The 15,353-nt window shown below is 64.5% G+C and carries 10 protein-coding genes and 1 pseudogene; all 11 read left to right on the top strand.

What is annotated here, in order from left to right; all coding sequences use genetic code 11:
• The first annotated feature begins 275 nt into the window (after nt 1-275).
• The 11 genes and pseudogenes from KVF89_RS20945 (at nt 276) to KVF89_RS20895 (ending at nt 15,335) form a co-directional block, all read left to right on the top strand.
• Entirely contained in the window at nt 276-659 is a 384-nt protein-coding gene (locus tag KVF89_RS20945; RefSeq protein ID WP_257428315.1) for a hypothetical protein, read from the top strand.
• A gap of 801 nt (nt 660-1,460) precedes the next feature.
• Nucleotides 1,461-2,681: an MFS transporter gene (locus KVF89_RS20940; RefSeq protein ID WP_257428313.1), complete on the top strand. Its 1,221-nt coding sequence runs from the start codon at nt 1,461-1,463 to the stop codon at nt 2,679-2,681.
• A 146-nt stretch (nt 2,682-2,827) separates the two neighbouring features.
• The gene (locus KVF89_RS20935) at nt 2,828-5,386 is read left to right on the top strand and encodes a PEP/pyruvate-binding domain-containing protein (protein WP_257428312.1); all 2,559 of its coding nucleotides are present in this window, start codon (nt 2,828-2,830) and stop codon (nt 5,384-5,386) included.
• Nucleotides 5,383-6,078: a gamma-glutamyl-gamma-aminobutyrate hydrolase family protein gene (locus KVF89_RS20930; protein WP_257428311.1), complete on the top strand. Its 696-nt coding sequence runs from the start codon at nt 5,383-5,385 to the stop codon at nt 6,076-6,078. The genes KVF89_RS20935 and KVF89_RS20930 overlap by 4 nt, the downstream gene beginning before the upstream one ends.
• Complete coding sequence (locus KVF89_RS20925; protein WP_257428310.1) at nt 6,066-6,833, top strand: NTP transferase domain-containing protein; 768 nt, start codon at nt 6,066-6,068, stop codon at nt 6,831-6,833. The genes KVF89_RS20930 and KVF89_RS20925 overlap by 13 nt, the downstream gene beginning before the upstream one ends.
• Nucleotides 6,830-8,362: an alpha-amylase family glycosyl hydrolase gene (locus tag KVF89_RS20920; RefSeq protein ID WP_257428308.1), complete on the top strand. Its 1,533-nt coding sequence runs from the start codon at nt 6,830-6,832 to the stop codon at nt 8,360-8,362. Before KVF89_RS20925 ends, KVF89_RS20920 begins: the two co-directional genes overlap by 4 nt.
• The gene (locus tag KVF89_RS20915) at nt 8,359-9,102 is read left to right on the top strand and encodes a hypothetical protein (RefSeq protein ID WP_257428307.1); all 744 of its coding nucleotides are present in this window, start codon (nt 8,359-8,361) and stop codon (nt 9,100-9,102) included. The genes KVF89_RS20920 and KVF89_RS20915 overlap by 4 nt, the downstream gene beginning before the upstream one ends.
• Nucleotides 9,099-10,307 carry an ATP-grasp domain-containing protein gene (locus KVF89_RS20910; protein WP_257428305.1) on the top strand — a complete coding sequence of 403 codons (1,209 nt, stop codon included), beginning with the start codon at nt 9,099-9,101 and terminating at the stop codon, nt 10,305-10,307. The genes KVF89_RS20915 and KVF89_RS20910 overlap by 4 nt, the downstream gene beginning before the upstream one ends.
• A gap of 20 nt (nt 10,308-10,327) precedes the next feature.
• Entirely contained in the window at nt 10,328-11,863 is a 1,536-nt protein-coding gene (locus tag KVF89_RS20905) for a condensation domain-containing protein (protein ID WP_257428303.1), read from the top strand.
• Nucleotides 11,860-13,404, top strand: coding sequence for an amino acid adenylation domain-containing protein (locus KVF89_RS20900; protein ID WP_257428301.1), 1,545 nt, complete (start codon nt 11,860-11,862; stop codon nt 13,402-13,404). The genes KVF89_RS20905 and KVF89_RS20900 overlap by 4 nt, the downstream gene beginning before the upstream one ends.
• Before the next feature lie 656 nt (nt 13,405-14,060).
• Nucleotides 14,061-15,335: pseudogene (locus KVF89_RS20895) on the top strand (IS3 family transposase).
• Nucleotides 15,336-15,353 lie beyond the last annotated feature (18 nt).

The raw sequence follows: 15,353 nt of genomic DNA, 5'->3' as shown, positions 1-15,353 counted from the left end.
GGTGTCGCCGGTGCAGGTCGGCGATCACTTCCCGGTGGGGATGTTGAAGGCGGCGACCAGTTGCCGACGGCGGGTTGCGGGAAGAAGGTCACCTCCGGAGGGCTGAGGGCAACTTCCCACGCAAATGCCGCCGTGGTCGCGGTGACGGCGTAGGTGGCAGCCGCGGCGAGAGCGGCGGCGATCGTGAAGCTCCGTGGTTTGCGGGCCATGTTGGCGAGAGCATGCCGCGATATGACTCGCGTCACACGCTGCCCAGAGGCGCATTCTCGCTGTCGTTGGAGGTGCCGGTGTTCAAGTCTCGTCGCGTCAAGATTGCGGGCGTTGTGGCGTTCGGTGTCGCCATGCTCGGGGTCGGCACTGGTGCAGCCGTGGCCACGCTGACCTCGAACGACGACGCACCAGAGCCGCTGGCCCTTCCCCGCCAGGACTCTCAGCCCCTGGTCAAGTGCATCCTTCCCCCAGACGCGCCGCAGGGTGTCTTGCCGGACGGGCGCACCTACGGGGCGGCGCCCGTTCCCGCGGAGGTGCCGTCCCGGGGCGGTGTGGCCGATCAGGAGCAGTTCAGTGCGCTGCTTCCTGATCTCGTGCTCGTGCTCGGAGACGGCGGCAACGAGGGTACGCCGATGCTGACGTCGTCTTCGGTGACGACGAGAACCTGAGCCTCGACGAAATCGCGAAGCGCCAGGCGGAGTGGGAGAAGAACGGGTCGCCCACGACACCCGTGTACGACGTCAACGGCAACCAGATCGACACGCTCAGTCTCGACTGACTCGCTCGCACCAGACACTGCCTCGTCTAGGCGCAGCCGCTCGCGTACGGTGAAGGGGCCCTATGTGCTGACACCCACGGCCTCTAGGTCCAGGGCATGCGAGGGTCTCCGATCAGTGATCACAGAAGGTCCTGAACCGAGGGATCCAAGCCGTTCAGCGGCGCAGAGCACGGTGCTCTGCGCGCACGCTCCGGCGCGCAGGCATCTCTGCCCACGGGCACTTCGCCGGGCGCCAAGACTTCGCGAGTAGCGACGGGGTGGCCCGTTCCAGTACTGGCCCTCTCGAACACGCGGGTACTTCAGCCGAAAGCTCTTTGTCACGCCCCTGACAAAGAACCAGGCGCAGACCGAACTTCCCCGGTCACGTGCCTAACACGCAGCTGATGACGGGAGAGACTCGGCACATCGTCATCGAGCGGTCACCAACAGCGGCGCCGAGGAAGCGATCCGACATGCGTGCATCAAGAACAGCAAACTCGCGGGCACGACACCCAACGCAAGATCCGACAAGGCGTCGTCGATTTTCCTCGTTGCTGGGCATGTGGTTCTCGGCAGGATCGGCAGGGTGATCAGTCGCGATGTGCCAGCGAATATGTTGACCGATCCTACGAAGGCGATCGATGCCGAATGGACCTCGATGGAGCACGTGGGGTAAACGCCAGGCAAACAACGGGTGGGAGGCTCGGTCCACGTGGTGCTCGAGATGAGGCGTCCGGTCAGTACGGCCGGGCGACGGTCGCGTCTCGGCTTCTGGGCGGCTTATGCCGCTTCATCTGTCGGCACCGGCCTGGCCCTCCCATTCCTCGGCCACTACTTCCATAACGTTCAGGGTCGATCATCGCTGGGGACCGCGTTGCTGCTCGGCGCACTTGCAGCAGCGAATGTTGTTTGCGCTTTGGGGATGGGGCACAAGATCGACAAGCTTGGCCCCAGGCCCATCGTCGTCGTCGCCACCGTCCTCCAACTCAGCGGGTACCTCGTGCTCGCCACTACCGCCGGCCTGCACCCAGTTGTGGGGGTGGTTCTAATCGGGGCGGGCAACGGGCTGTTTAACGCCGGGCTACCAGCGCTCATGCGGGGCCTCGGCAACGAGGATGAGCACGGGCATCTGTTTTCGGTGAACTACGTCCTCATCAATCTAGGGCTCGGAGCAGGCGCTCTGCTCGGAAGTGTCCTCACCAGCGACCAGGCCCCGGACAGCTATCGAATTGCGTTCGCCCTCAACGCGGCGTCCTATGTCCTTCTCACGATCGCGGTTGCCATGGTGCCGGCTGCGAGAGCGACCGCGACGACAGGGCCCGGGCTCAAAATGAGGGTGCTCGGCGACCGCCGCCTCATGCTACTTGTCGCGACCGCGAGCTTGGCGATGATCCTTGGATTCGCTCAACTGGAGACCGCGGCACCTCTCTTGTTGCAGGGAATACTTGAGGCACCGTCCTGGACTGTGGGGGTGTTCGTAGCCTTGAACTCGACCGCTGTGGTCATCCTGCAGATCCCACTTTCGCGACTCGCGTCTCGCACCGTGTCGCCGGAATCACTTCCATTGATCATGGCAGTCGTTTGGATCGTCGCCGCCGCGGTTGTACTGATCCTCGTTCAAGTAGGCCACCCAGTGGCTGGAATGTTCGCCTTCGCGGTGCTTTTCGGGCTCGGCGAATGCCTCTTCAGCCCCAGCTTTCCCGTCTTGCTTCTGCGAATTAGCCCTCCAGACCGCCTTGGGTCGTACGGCGCGTTCTACAGCGCCGGCTTCACTGGCAGCACCACCATCGGCAGCGTCGTCGCCGTTCTTGCGATTGGCTACTTCTCTTTCGTCGGCTACTGGATCGCGATGCTCGCAGGCGCGGCTTTGCTGGCTGTGCTCGCGGTTCGGCTCCGCACCGCAATGGCAACCTCGGCGACGGCAGTCATCTGATGCCAGCACCGACCAGGAATGCCGCGCTCGTTCGTGCGGGCTGGGCCGACAGTCTCGTGCCCACAGCAGTCGATCCCTCGCGGCGGAGGGCCCTTCTCGCGCACGCGGCACAGGAGCTGGCCGCGCTCCACATCCCAGGAATCCGCGTGACCTTGCACCGGCACGCCTACTTCCGGCTCAAGACAGCCGGCACGACGACACGAGATGTCCCTGGCCGCATCGTCATCTACGGCGAGCGCAGCCTCCTCGCCATCGTGGAGTGTCCGGACCGGAGCGGTCCCGAGCTGGTTGTCGAAGCCGCAGATTGGGCCGACGATTCAGACACGGATGCGCGAGCACGGTTTCTACTCGGAACCAAGGCGCAGACTCTCGCGCGACTGCACGGAAGGCTGCATTCCGCACGCACACTCGAACAGCTGACAGTCACCCGGGACGCCTGGAGCGATGGTCCGGACCAGGTGTTGGACGAGGTGGCGGCCATGTTCGCGACCGAGAAGATCATCGTGCGCAGCTCCGCGGCCAGCGAGGACTCCTGGCATGCGTCGCAGGCCGGGCGCTACAAGTCCATCTACGGGATCGTGCCGACTGACCGGGATCGACTGCTCGCCGCATTCGACGAAGTGTGGGAGTCCTATGGCGAGCCCCACCCAGCCGACGAAGTCCTCGTTCAGCCTGCGCTCGAGGACGTCGAGGCGGCGGGCGTTGTCACCACGAGAGAGATGCGGACGAAAGCGCCCTACTACGTCGTCGTCGGCGACGACAGCACTGGGCGAACAGACACCGTCACAGCTGGAGTCGGCGTGGACCGCATGTTCTACGTTGCGCGAGACGCCCCGGCGGCACTGACAGATGCCCGTCTGCCCGTATGGGTTCGGGCAGCGATCGCGTTGGCTCATGAACTTGAGGACGTGATTGGCTCGACGGAGCTCGACATCGAGTTCGCGATGACACGAGACGGGGAACTGGTACTCCTCCAAGTGCGCCGCCTGACCGGCGACGCCGACGCGCGAGAGGCCGACCACGCCTACGCAGTTGGCGTCCATGCCGTCAAGAGCGAGTTTCGCGTTCTTGCCGGCACCCGAAGGCTGGGCGAGGGCATCCATTTGAGTGGCATGTCCGATTGGAACCCCGCCGAAATGATCGGCCTGCGACCTCGGCCACTTGCGCGATCGCTCTACGAATATCTCATCACCGATGAAGTGTGGTCTCAGAGCAGAGCTCGGCTCGGCTACCGCGATGTCGGCTCAGTGCCACTAATGCGCAACGTTGGTGGGTATGCCTTCATCGATGTTCGTGCTTCGTTCTCCTCGTTCGTCCCGGCCAGCGTCTCGGACGGCACCGCGCAGGCGCTGGTTTCCCACTACCTAGCTAAGCTCGACAGATCGCCGCATCTACACGACAAGATCGAGTTCGATATCGCAACAACGTGTCTGGACTTCGGATGGCCGACGGCGGCCAGCGAGTTCTCGGCTGCGGGGCTGACAGCGTCGCAAGCGGCTGAACTCGAGGCTGGGCTGCGGCAGGTGACGCTGGCGGCTTTGAACGTGCCCCAGCGCGCATCCGAGTACTTCGCACGATCTCGTCAACTCCATGTCGGCACGAGCCCGCTGGACGACGCCACCGCCCGCCTCGGGTTCATTCGCGCAGAAGGCACACCCGCATTCGCCGATGCTGCCCGAGCAGGGTTCGTCGCGGCATCGTTCGTTCGCAGTTTGCAAGCAACCGGTCTTACAACAGCCGAACACGTTGAGGCCTTCATGACTTCCCTGAGCACCGTCTCGGACGAGCTGATCTTCGACGGCCAGCGGGTTCAGCGAGGGACGATGTCGTGGAAGGACTTCGTCGCCACGTACCAGCATCTTCGGCCGGGCACGTACGACATAGAATCGCCCGTCTACGGGGACGACCCTGAACTCTTCCTCGGCCCCTTCGTCAAATGGAGCGGCGAACCGGCTGACGATCGTATCGAGCAGCGCTCTCCCGCCGAAAAACGCTGGCCCCCCAGGCGCCCATGGCCACTCGAGAACGACAGGGCAGTGGCGCGTGCGCTGTCACGGGCGAAGCTTCCGGTCGACACTCAGCAACTCGCCACCTTCATCCGCGAGGCTGCGGAGCTGAGAGAGAAGGTGAAGTTCGACTTCACCCGCCACCTTTCCGCGGCGCTCGAGTCGATAGCCAACCACTACGCCCAGACGTCCGGCCTGCCTCGCCCAGTGTTGTCCTACCTAAGACTGGGTGACCTCTGGCACGGGGGCTACGAGTGGGCTACTGACGCGGCTCATCTCCGAAATCTGTCCGACCGCCGAGCTGCCCATTTCGGGCTGATGTCCGCCGTCCGGCTGCCCGAGTACCTCAGCGCGCCTTCGCAGCTGGAATGGTTTGAGGCTTCGAGTGCGGTGCCGAACTTCATCGGGAGCGGACGGGTCAAGGCTCCAGTGCGCGTCGTGGCGCGGGGCGAGATGTCGGACTTGAGCGGCAAGATCGTCGCGATCGAGGCAGCCGACCCCGGGTTTGACTGGATCTTCGGATATCCGATCGCGGGCATGATCACCCGCTACGGGGGAGCGAACTCGCATATGGCCATCCGAGCAGCTGAACTGGCGATCCCCGCCGCCATCGGCGTAGGGACGCAGCTTTTCGAGCTGCTGACCAAAGCGTCCATTGCCGACTTGGACTGTGGGGCGCGGAGGCTGATGCCCGGATGAGCACGACAACATGGCCTTTGGTTCTCATTACCCAGCGTGCCCTCAGAACAGGCCCCGACAACGTTCTTCACGACGCCCTCGACAGACGCTGGTACGACTTCGCACGCGCGTGGGGCATCACTCTAGGTCCGATTCCGAACGAGCCACCGCGGACGGAGAGCGGTCGGCAAGCGGCCGGACTGATCTTGTCGGGTGGCGGGGATCTGGCGGTGGCACCGGGCGCGGGCGCCGTCGATGCGGAGCGGGAGGACACAGAGGCCAGGCTCATAGCGGAAGCGCGATCTCTCGGCCGGCCGATCCTTGGAGTGTGCCGCGGCGCCCAGCGGCTTTGGGCGGATGCTGGAGGGCGGCTAGCCCTCACCAGCGGCCACGGATCGGGGATGCACGACATCGTGCCCACGGCCGCCGGCTCCGCGATCGGGATGGTGCGCACCCAGGTGAACAGCTTTCACGCCTACCGCTTGGCAGGCCACGCTGCTGGCACGCAGGTGCTGGCGACCGCGCGGACGGGGACAGGACTATCAGCCGTGGTCGAGGCCTTCTTGTCATCCGGTCGCCTGGAGTGGGGCGTCATGTGGCATCCGGAGCGGCCGCTGAACGGGCCGGAAGCAACGAGGGGGCCTGTCGAGCAGTTTGTCGCAGCAGTCCGAAACCGGTCGAACGACACGACGGAGTCATCATGTACACCTTGATCCTGGCGGCCGGCTCGGGAACCCGGCTAGGTGCCAGAGCCCAGGGAGCACTCAAGTGCCTGGTCCTCCTAGAAGGCCGAAGTCTGTTGGACCGCTCACTTGAAGTCTTGGCGACCCGTGGTGACCTCGACGTACACCTCGTCGGGGGCAAGCTAGCCGACCAACTGGAGCCATTCGGGTATCCCGTCATCCGCAACGCGGAGGCTGCACGGACGAATATCGTCGGAACCCTGGCGCGCGGGCTGGCCGCCGCGGACTGGCCATCACAGGCTCTCGTACTCTATGGGGACATTGTCTACGAGCCGAAGGTCCTGGCCGCGGCGTTGGCATCCAGCACTGCCGATGTGGTGCTCCCTGTCAATACAGATTGGCGACGACTCTGGGCACTTCGGATGGCGGACCCGCTAAAAGACGCCGAGACCCTCATCATGTCCGATGACGGCTCAGCCGTTCTCGAGATCGGTGGCCGACCTGCCGACTACAGCCAGGTACAGGCGCAGTTCATGGGCATTTTCCGTCTCGGCCGCGGTGCAATCGACCATCTGAGACAACTAGACCCGCAGTTGCGTGATGGGCTCGACGTCACCTCCTGGGTAGGGATGCTCATCGAGGCGGGCTTGATCGTGCAGCCCGTCGCTGTGTTCGGCGGATGGCTAGAAGTAGACTGCGCCTCCGATCTGGACACCTACGAAGCCCTCTCTCGGACCGGCACTATCGGAGAGATCTGCGAGCTCCTGCCAAGGACCGCGCGATGAGCGGGCTACAGGCCCCGTCGGTAGTCCTGCAGGCATATCCCGACCACGTGATGCCTCCCAACTCTTCGGCGCCTGCTCTCTGGGGGCTGAGGTGGCTGCTGCAGCGTCTGCCGGAGGGCGCGTTCGACGCGCTGCACCTGCTGCCCCCATACCTCAGCGATGCTGACTTCGGCTTCGCCGTGGTCGACTACGGCAAGGTCGACCCGATGTTCGGGTCCTGGGAAGACGTTCGCGCCCTCGCCCAAGAGACCAGACTCGTTCTGGACTTCGTGGTCAACCACGTCTCGGCCCGCCATCCTTGGTTCCTGGGCTGCCTGTCGGGCGACCGCACGTATCAGAATCGGTTCATCACGGTCGACCCTGAATGGGACCTCGCTGGGATCGCTCGACCGCGGTCGGGGGAACCAGTGTCGACATACCGAGACGCCGCGGGGCATTCGGTTCAGTACTGGACCACCTACGGTCGCGACCAGGTGGACCTGAACTACAAAAACCCAGGGACGCTACGGGCGGTTCGCCGGCAGTTGGCCGACCTCCTCGCCACGTCCGGAGCAGCCGGGATCCGGTTGGACTCCCTTGCCTTCGCTTGGAAAGAGCCACCGGGCCTAAGCATCCATGCCGATGACACTTACCGTGTCGCGGCGGACCTGGTTCAAGCCGTGCACGAGTCCCGAGCTTTCGCCATAGCCGAGGTAGACGACGATCTCCCCATCGGCAAGGACTATCGCGAGAGATCAATGGCGGACGCCGTCTACCGGTATGCGTTGCCGCCACTCATCGCTCAGGCGCTCGTGAGCGGGACTAGCCGTCATCTCGTGGCCTGGCTCCACCGGCTGCCGGCGAGCCGGATGGCCACCGGGATCAACATAACGGCGACCCATGACGGGCTGTACCTTCGACCGCATCAGCCAGCGCTGCCGGCCGATGCGTTAGACGAACTCGTGCGGCACGCGCAGGATCGAGGCTTGCCCGTCCGCTACGATCACGGGGCGCCGTACGAGATCAATGGGACCTTTGCCGATCTCCTCGCCAGTGCCGACCGCAACGATACTGAGGTGGCCCGGCACGTGGCTGCGCAAGCGATTGCGCTGCTCCTGCCGGGCATCGCGCAGCTCTATCTGCCGTCGCTCGTTGGCTGCTTCTATGACCCGGCACTTACCGCCAACCACGGCGATGCCCGAGCGGGCAACCGGCGAAAGCGCCTACCGCTCGCGGAATCCTTCCAGAAGGACGACAGCTGGGAGGCCCGGGTCTTCTCGAGCATGAGTTCCCTTCTACGAGTTCGCCACGAGCACCGGAAGGCGTTCGCGCCCTCGTCGCCCTTCGAGCTCCAACCGTCTAGTGATCAAGTCTTGGCATTCTCGCGAAGCGTCAATCCGGTGATCACTGTGCTGGTGAACCTGACTGATCGCCTTCAGCGTGACCACAGGTCCAAGCGGCGCCGCGACCTACTGTCCAACGGGCCTGCTTCGGAACGACTGGGCCCCTATCAGGTGCAACTTCTCGTTGATCAGGAAGCAGGATCGTGAACGAAACGGATCAGTTCCTCAGTCCCTTGCTCGATCCGCTGGCCGCTCTGCGAGCCCAGAACGCGGAGTTTCCTTGGGAGCGGCACGGCGCACTTGAGTTCGACGAGCGCTACCGCACTCGGCAGTTGCCGCTGCTGCGCGATGAGGAGCGGCCCCCAATCGGCCCTACAGACATCGCCCCAGGCGAGTTCTGGCCGCCGGTTCGATCTGTCGTTCTTCCGCTGCCTGCGGACCTCCTCCAACACTCCCACATCCGCGTGTTTCTCGATGACCTCAAGCGTGCCGACGTCGCTCCCTTGATCTGGTTCCAAGGCCTTCGCCTCCGCGCTGAGCGAATGCATGCCACCCTGGTGCCCGGGATCGGTGACGGCCATCTTGCAGACTTGCCGCCCGCACCGGCCGAGGGCGTCGGGATCGTAGTAAGAGGTCCATGGGTGGGGCGTTACAACCGGGGACGGATCTACTTCCCTGTGCAGGCCGCCGACACGACCTCGGCGCTGTGGCTGGCCACACTCGGAAGACGTTGGGGTGTCGAGATCGGACCGCTCCTGTCTGGCATTCTGCAGCTTCGCGGTGCTGTGTGCGGCGCCGCCTATGACCAGCTGCGCGAGATCGTTCGGGCGCACCAAGCGCGGGTCGCGGTGCCAGTGAGAGTCACAGAGTACCGAGTCGTGGACACCATGGACGACTTGGTGCTGCGATCGCAGGTGGTTGACCGGATCGAGGTGACGGCGGGATGACCGCGGTGCTGCCGAGCCTTGGCGTCGTGGTGGGTCCTGGGGCGGCCACGGTCTTCGATGTTATGAAGAACGCGGAGGGCCTCGCAAACCCGGTCTTCCTCTTCGATGAAGCAGACACAGACCTATTTGCCCTGCGCGATCAACTCGCCGAGATGAGCTCGTGCCGCACCGTCAGACATGGCCGAGTCGAACGAGGCGAGGATCTCGATGGCATCGTCACCTTCTCTGAAAGCAAGGTGACTCTGACTGCCGAGGTCGCGGCGCATCACGAACTGGCCTATCACAGCCCGGAAACTGCTCACCGTGTGCGAGACAAGGGAGCCCAACGGGCCGCGCTCGCAGCGGCCCAGATCGAGGTGCGATGTGGGATCGCCCGGGACCCCGGCGAGGTCATCCCGATCATTGATCGCCTTGGCGGCCCGTGCATCATCAAGCCCCTCGATGGCCTCGGCAGTCGGCACACCTACTCGTGTGCACCCGACATAGCCCTTCCAGATCTGCCGGCCGATGCGTTTCCCATGATCGTCGAAGAACTCCTCCCGACGGGGGCTCATCCCGAACACGACGATCTTGCTGACTACGTGTCCGTGGAGACGATCTTCCACGAGGGCGAACCTCACCACCTGGCCATCACGGACAAGTTGCCCTTGGCCTCCCCGTTCAGAGAGACGGGATACGTGTTTCCATCAACGTTGCCGACCGCCGTGCAGGGGGACCTCTTCGCGATGACTGAACGGGCCCTGGATGCGCTAGGAATCACTCACGGCATGACGCATACGGAGCTGAAGCTGACCCGTGGCGGGAAGTTGGCGGTGATCGAGGTCAATGCACGTCTCGGCGGATTCATCGGGCGCCTGGCCGAGATCGCCACGGGCACCTCGGCTGTCCGCCATGCACTGGCAGCCGCCCTTGGGCAAGCCCGGCCGCCATGGCCGAAGGTGGTCCAGACGGCAGCTCACTGGATGATTCCTCCGCCCCAGGACGCGACGGAACTTGCGAGTTCCGTTCCGGTGCGTGAACTGAAGGAGATTCCTGGTGTGCTCTCCGTCGAGGTCCATAGGAGGGCGGGTTCACCGGTCGACTATCGGCAGGGAACCCTCGCTCGGGTCGCCACCGTGTGGTACGCGGGTGCGACTTATCCACAGGTCGCCGAGACCTATCGTGCGGCACGTCATCTGATCGAGGAGCGGCTGCAATGGAAGTGACAAACACAAGCCTATACACCGTGCCCGTTGCGGAGATCTGGGCTGATCTCCTTGGCTATGAGGAGATTCACGCCGATGACAACTTCTTCGAGTTGGGCGGTTTCTCTATCCTCGCCATGGAGATGGTCGCTGCCATCGGCTCGAAACTCGGTGTCGCCATCAACCTGAAGTACGTCATGGAGCACCCGGTCTTCGTCCACTTCGTTGCCGAGCTGCCTAGGCCAGACGGGCAGGTCGCCATCGACACTCGCGCCACCTCGAGCGAGGGCCGGCATCCTGTGTCTCTTCAACAGGAGTCGATGCTGCGATTGCTCGAAGGTGCCGGCAAGGGCCTAAACTATGACCTTGAATGGGTCTTCGACCTCAGCGAGCGGATAGAAGCGAATCGGCTCGCCGCCGCGCTGGAGACGGCCGCGGAACTGCAGCCGGCACTTCGCACCCGTCTCGGACACGACCAACAGGTGGGCTACTTTCAAGAAGTACTCGCGGCCCATGAAGCCGGCTTTGGGCGCACAGCAGCGAGCGCCGGAGTTCTGTGCCAAGACCTGTTCGGGATCCATCTGCGTGATCACGCCGGGCCGGTGTCTCAACGACTGGTGATTCGGGTAAGCCACGTCATCTTCGACGGCTGGTCTTTGGATGTCCTGCTTCGGTGTCTGGAGGAGGCGTATGCACGTCAAATCGATGACGGGCGCCCCGCAGCCGAAGGCGTCGGGGGTGCGCGCCTGCTTTACAGCGACTATGCGCGCTGGCAGCGATCGCTCGCCGACGCGGATGAAACACAGGCAGGTTGGCAATGGTGGCTCAGCGAACTGGCCGGCTACGTCGGCCCGTCCGAGTGGGTCGCACCGCTACGTGCACCCCGGCGAGAAGCCCCATCTTATGCCGCGGCGTTCGTGCGCAAGGAGATCGACGAGAGAGTGGTTGAGTCGGTGGCGCTGTGTGCCCGTCGGCTGGGAGTGACCCCGTTTGCTATCTACTTGGCAGCTTTCGCCGTCACACTTCAAGCTGCCAAAGTCTCTGACGATGTCGTGATCGGAACGTCCACGGCAAGTCGCTATCTCCCCGAGCTTGCGAACACCGTGGGATACGTGGCCAACGGTCGCCTCACCCGCGTGCGGGGGCTCATGGCGAGTCCGCGCGAGCTGATCGAGTATTGCGCTGACTGGTGGACACGCTCGGCTTCCCACGCGGAGATCCACATGGAGCAATTGGTCGACCGATCGGGTAACCCCGACTATCTGGATGTAAAGTTCTCGCTGCAGGATGCTCCGGGGCTCGCAAGGCCTATGACGCGGCTCGGGGAGGTGACCGCAACACTGGCTGAGGTGGCGTCCGACACCACCGTCAGACGTCCACTCGATGTGGCGTTGACGCCCATGCCGTCGGGAGCCGGAGACCTTCTGGCTAGCTACCGCCCCGACACCCTCACGGAGCCCGGCGTCGAGTCATGGCTCGGTCAGTACTGCGATGCACTCGTCGAATTCGCGACGAGCCCTGACGCAAGTCTAGTGGAGCTCTATCGCCGCATCCGGCAGGAACTGGTGGGCCGATGAGCGGCCAGAGCCCGGAGACCCTCGTCGGCCTTTTCGACCGCACTGCAGCCCGGTGGCCGAATCGCGTCGCCATCTCAGCCCCCGACGGTGACCTGACCTATAGACAGCTTCAGGTCGCATCAGCGCGACTAGCGGTGGAACTGCGTGAGGCCGGGGTCCGTTCGGGCGATCTGGTCGGCCTCATTACCGATCGAACCCGGCGCGCCGTGGTCGGTCTGTTGGCGATACTGCGGGCGGGGGCCGGCTACGTGCCCATCGACCAGGGATATCCGCCTCATCGTGTGCGGTTCATTCTCGATGACTCCGCAACGACGGTGCTCGTCGGGGACCCCGCGCTGTTGGCGGCCGAGTGCGTGCGAGTGATTGCGCCGACCGTGGATGAGGAGCCGGATTCCCACGACTCCAACACCACCGCGCCGCTGGCGGACCACAGCGCTCCCGAGGCCGTTGCGTACGTGATCTACACGTCGGGGTCGACCGGGACCCCGAAGGGTTGTCTGGTCACCCATCGGAACGTAGTAGCGCTGCTCTCATCAGCTCTGCCGCATCTCGAATGTGACTTCACCGATGTCTGGAGCGTCTTCCATTCGATGAGCTTCGACTTCTCCGTGTGGGAGCTGTGGGGCGCCTGGGCCACGGGGGCTCGAGCCGCCCTGGTTGCAGGAGAGGTTGCCACTTCACCAGATGCCTGGTTGGCCTACTGCGTCGAGCAACAGGTCACGGTTCTCAGCCAGGTTCCATCAGTCTTTCGCTTCTTCGTGCAGGCCCACGGGCGCAGTGCCGTTGACCTACAGGTGCGCTACGTCGTCCTGGGCGGAGAGAGTGTCCACTTGCCCATCGTCGCGCGCTGGCTACGACAGCATCGGCCACCGGGAGACCTTCCGAGCATCGTCATCAACATGTACGGCATCACCGAGACGACCGTGCATGCCACGGCGAAGATCATCGATGAAGAAGCCCTGTCAGCGTCCGGCAGTTCGCCGATCGGCCGGCCACTGGCGCATCTGGCCATCGACCTTCGAAACGAGCACGGCGCTCGCGTAGGGGACGGACAACCTGGCGAGATGTGGATCAGTGGCACCGGAGTCAGCAGCGGATACCTCAATCGCCCTGGGCTTACTGCAGAGCGCTTTGTCACGGAGACCGACGAGGGAGGGAACGAGGTCCGGTACTACCGTTCCGGCGACCTCGCGAAGATGGCGGAAGGCGAACTCGAGTACCTGGGACGGATCGATGACCAGGTGCAGATTCGCGGTTACCGAGTAGAACTAGGTGAGATCGAGAAGCACCTCGCCACGGTTCCTGGCGTGCTTGCTGCGGCTGCCATCGCCAAGGCCACGCGCACTGGAACCTCTGTCTTGGCATCCGTCATCGTTACCGAGAGCTCAGGGGAGTCGGTGACGGTGGAGTCGATCCGCCGACATCTCGCCACCCGTTTGCCCGGGTACATGATTCCGGACATCCTGCACAACGTTGACGAACTGCCGCTGACGCCATCGGGAAAGCTCGATCGCCGAGAACTCATCGCTTCGATCGACTGACCGCAGGACCTGCGGCGTGATCGCGCACAGCCACGGCCGTGACGTTGTGCTCGTCGACGCACCCTGCTTCGACCGGCCCGTGAAGTTGGTGTGGCGCAAGCGGAACTGGCGCTGCGAAGCGACGGTCTGCCCGACGAAGGTGGGACTGCTGCACGAACGGGTGGCAGGTCAAGATGTCACCTATTCGTGCAGCAGACCCCACGCCCGCTCCGCCCCAGGAGATGGAAGCGGTCTGCGCACACGCGCGTGAGGGTTCGCCCCCCTTGCCCTCCGCTCAACCCGGTCAACACATCCACGAGCGTCCGGTGCGTGGTCCAGGTCAGGGATGGGACGGGCGCGTGGCAGCTCGCCACGCGGCCCGAGGCCGCGCCGGACCCGCCTGGCTCGCGGCGTTGCCCGAGCGGATCGGTGGACGTAGTTAGCGGACTCTCCGCCACTTGAAGGCACGATCGATCGCACCTTGAAGATCCTCGGCCCAGCGGTCGATGTGTGGTTGCCGCGAGTCGATGTATCGCCCGTCGCGCGGGTCAAACGGAACGGAGTTGCGCGTCACGAGAAGCCGGTCTTTGCCACGCAGCAGACGGGGGCCTGACCCCGGTTCTTGGACACGCTGAATCCAGCATCTGCTGCTGGGGAAGCGAGATGATCCGAGAACCATGGCCAGGAAGAACTACTCCGTGGTGTTCCGTCGTCAGGCCGTCGACTTGTACGAGTCCACGCCGGGGGCCACGGTCCGCGGTATCGCTGAGGACCTGGGCATCGTGCGGGGCACGCTGCGGCACTGGCTCGAGGCGTACGGGACTGGCAAGAAGACCGCTGCTGACGGGATGTTGACCTCCAGCCTGCTGCAGTCCAAGACCACCAAGTCGATCGCGCCAGAGCTAGGCAACGAGACCCCTGAGCAGAAGGTTGCCCGGCTCGAAGCCCGAGTGCGTGAACTGGAGGTCGAGACGACGAAGCTGACCACCGAGCGGGAGATTCTCCAGCGGGCGGCCAAGTATTTCGCCGGGGAGACGCGCTGGTGAGTCGCTTCCAGTTCGTCGCCGACAACTCCACCACCTACGCCGATCGCGGCGGGGTGAAGCGACTGTGCGAGCTCGTCGAGGTCGAGCGTTCCTCCTACTACGCGTGGAAGGCCGGCGCGCCGGCCCGTGACGCGCGGGCGGCAGCCGAGGCCGAGGTCGCTGGGCGGATCCGAGCCGTGCACGACGAGGACAAGACCTGTGGCGCGCCGCGGATCACTGCCGAGCTCAACGACGGTGTCGACCCCGGGGAGCGGGTCAACCACAAGCGGGTTGCACGGGTGATGCGGGAGAACTCGATCGCCGGCTACATGAAGAAGCGGCGCGTGCGCACCACGATCCCCGAGCCCTCAGAACAGGTCGTGCCCGACCTGCTGAAGCGGGACTTCACCGCCCCAGCGCCTGGACAGCGCTATGTCGGGGACATCACCTAGCTGCAGTTCGCGGACGGAACGAACCTCTACCTGGCCACGGTCATCGACTGCTACAGCCGAAGGCGCGCGGGCTGGGCGGTCGCCGACCACATGCGCACCAGCCTCGTCGAGGACGCGCTGAAGGCTGCGGCTGCGACCCGCCGGCCCCCTGACCGGGGCGATCTTCCACAGTGACCACGGGGCGGTCTATACCTCGAAGGACTACGCCAAGCTCTGCAAGCAGCTCGGCGTCACCCAGTCCATGGGTGCCGTCGGATCCTCGGCCGACAGCGCGCTCGCGGAGTCGTTCAACGCCACACTGAAACGCGAGGTCCTCCAAGACGCCGCCTGCTGGGCTGACGAACTGACCTGTCGCCGGCAGGTCTTCAGGTGGCTCGTCCGCTACAACACCCGCCGTCGACACTCCTGGTGCGGCTACCTGTCCCCGTCCACCTACGAGGCCCGTTGGGCCGCTACGTTGCCGACCGCCGCGTAATCACACCCCGTGTCCAAG

The organism is Nocardioides carbamazepini (assembly GCF_024614185.1).
Classification (GTDB): Bacteria; Actinomycetota; Actinomycetes; order Propionibacteriales; family Nocardioidaceae; genus Nocardioides; species Nocardioides carbamazepini.
The sequence above is the reverse complement of the archived record's forward strand: the minus strand, read 5'-3'. Positions and strand labels throughout refer to the sequence as shown.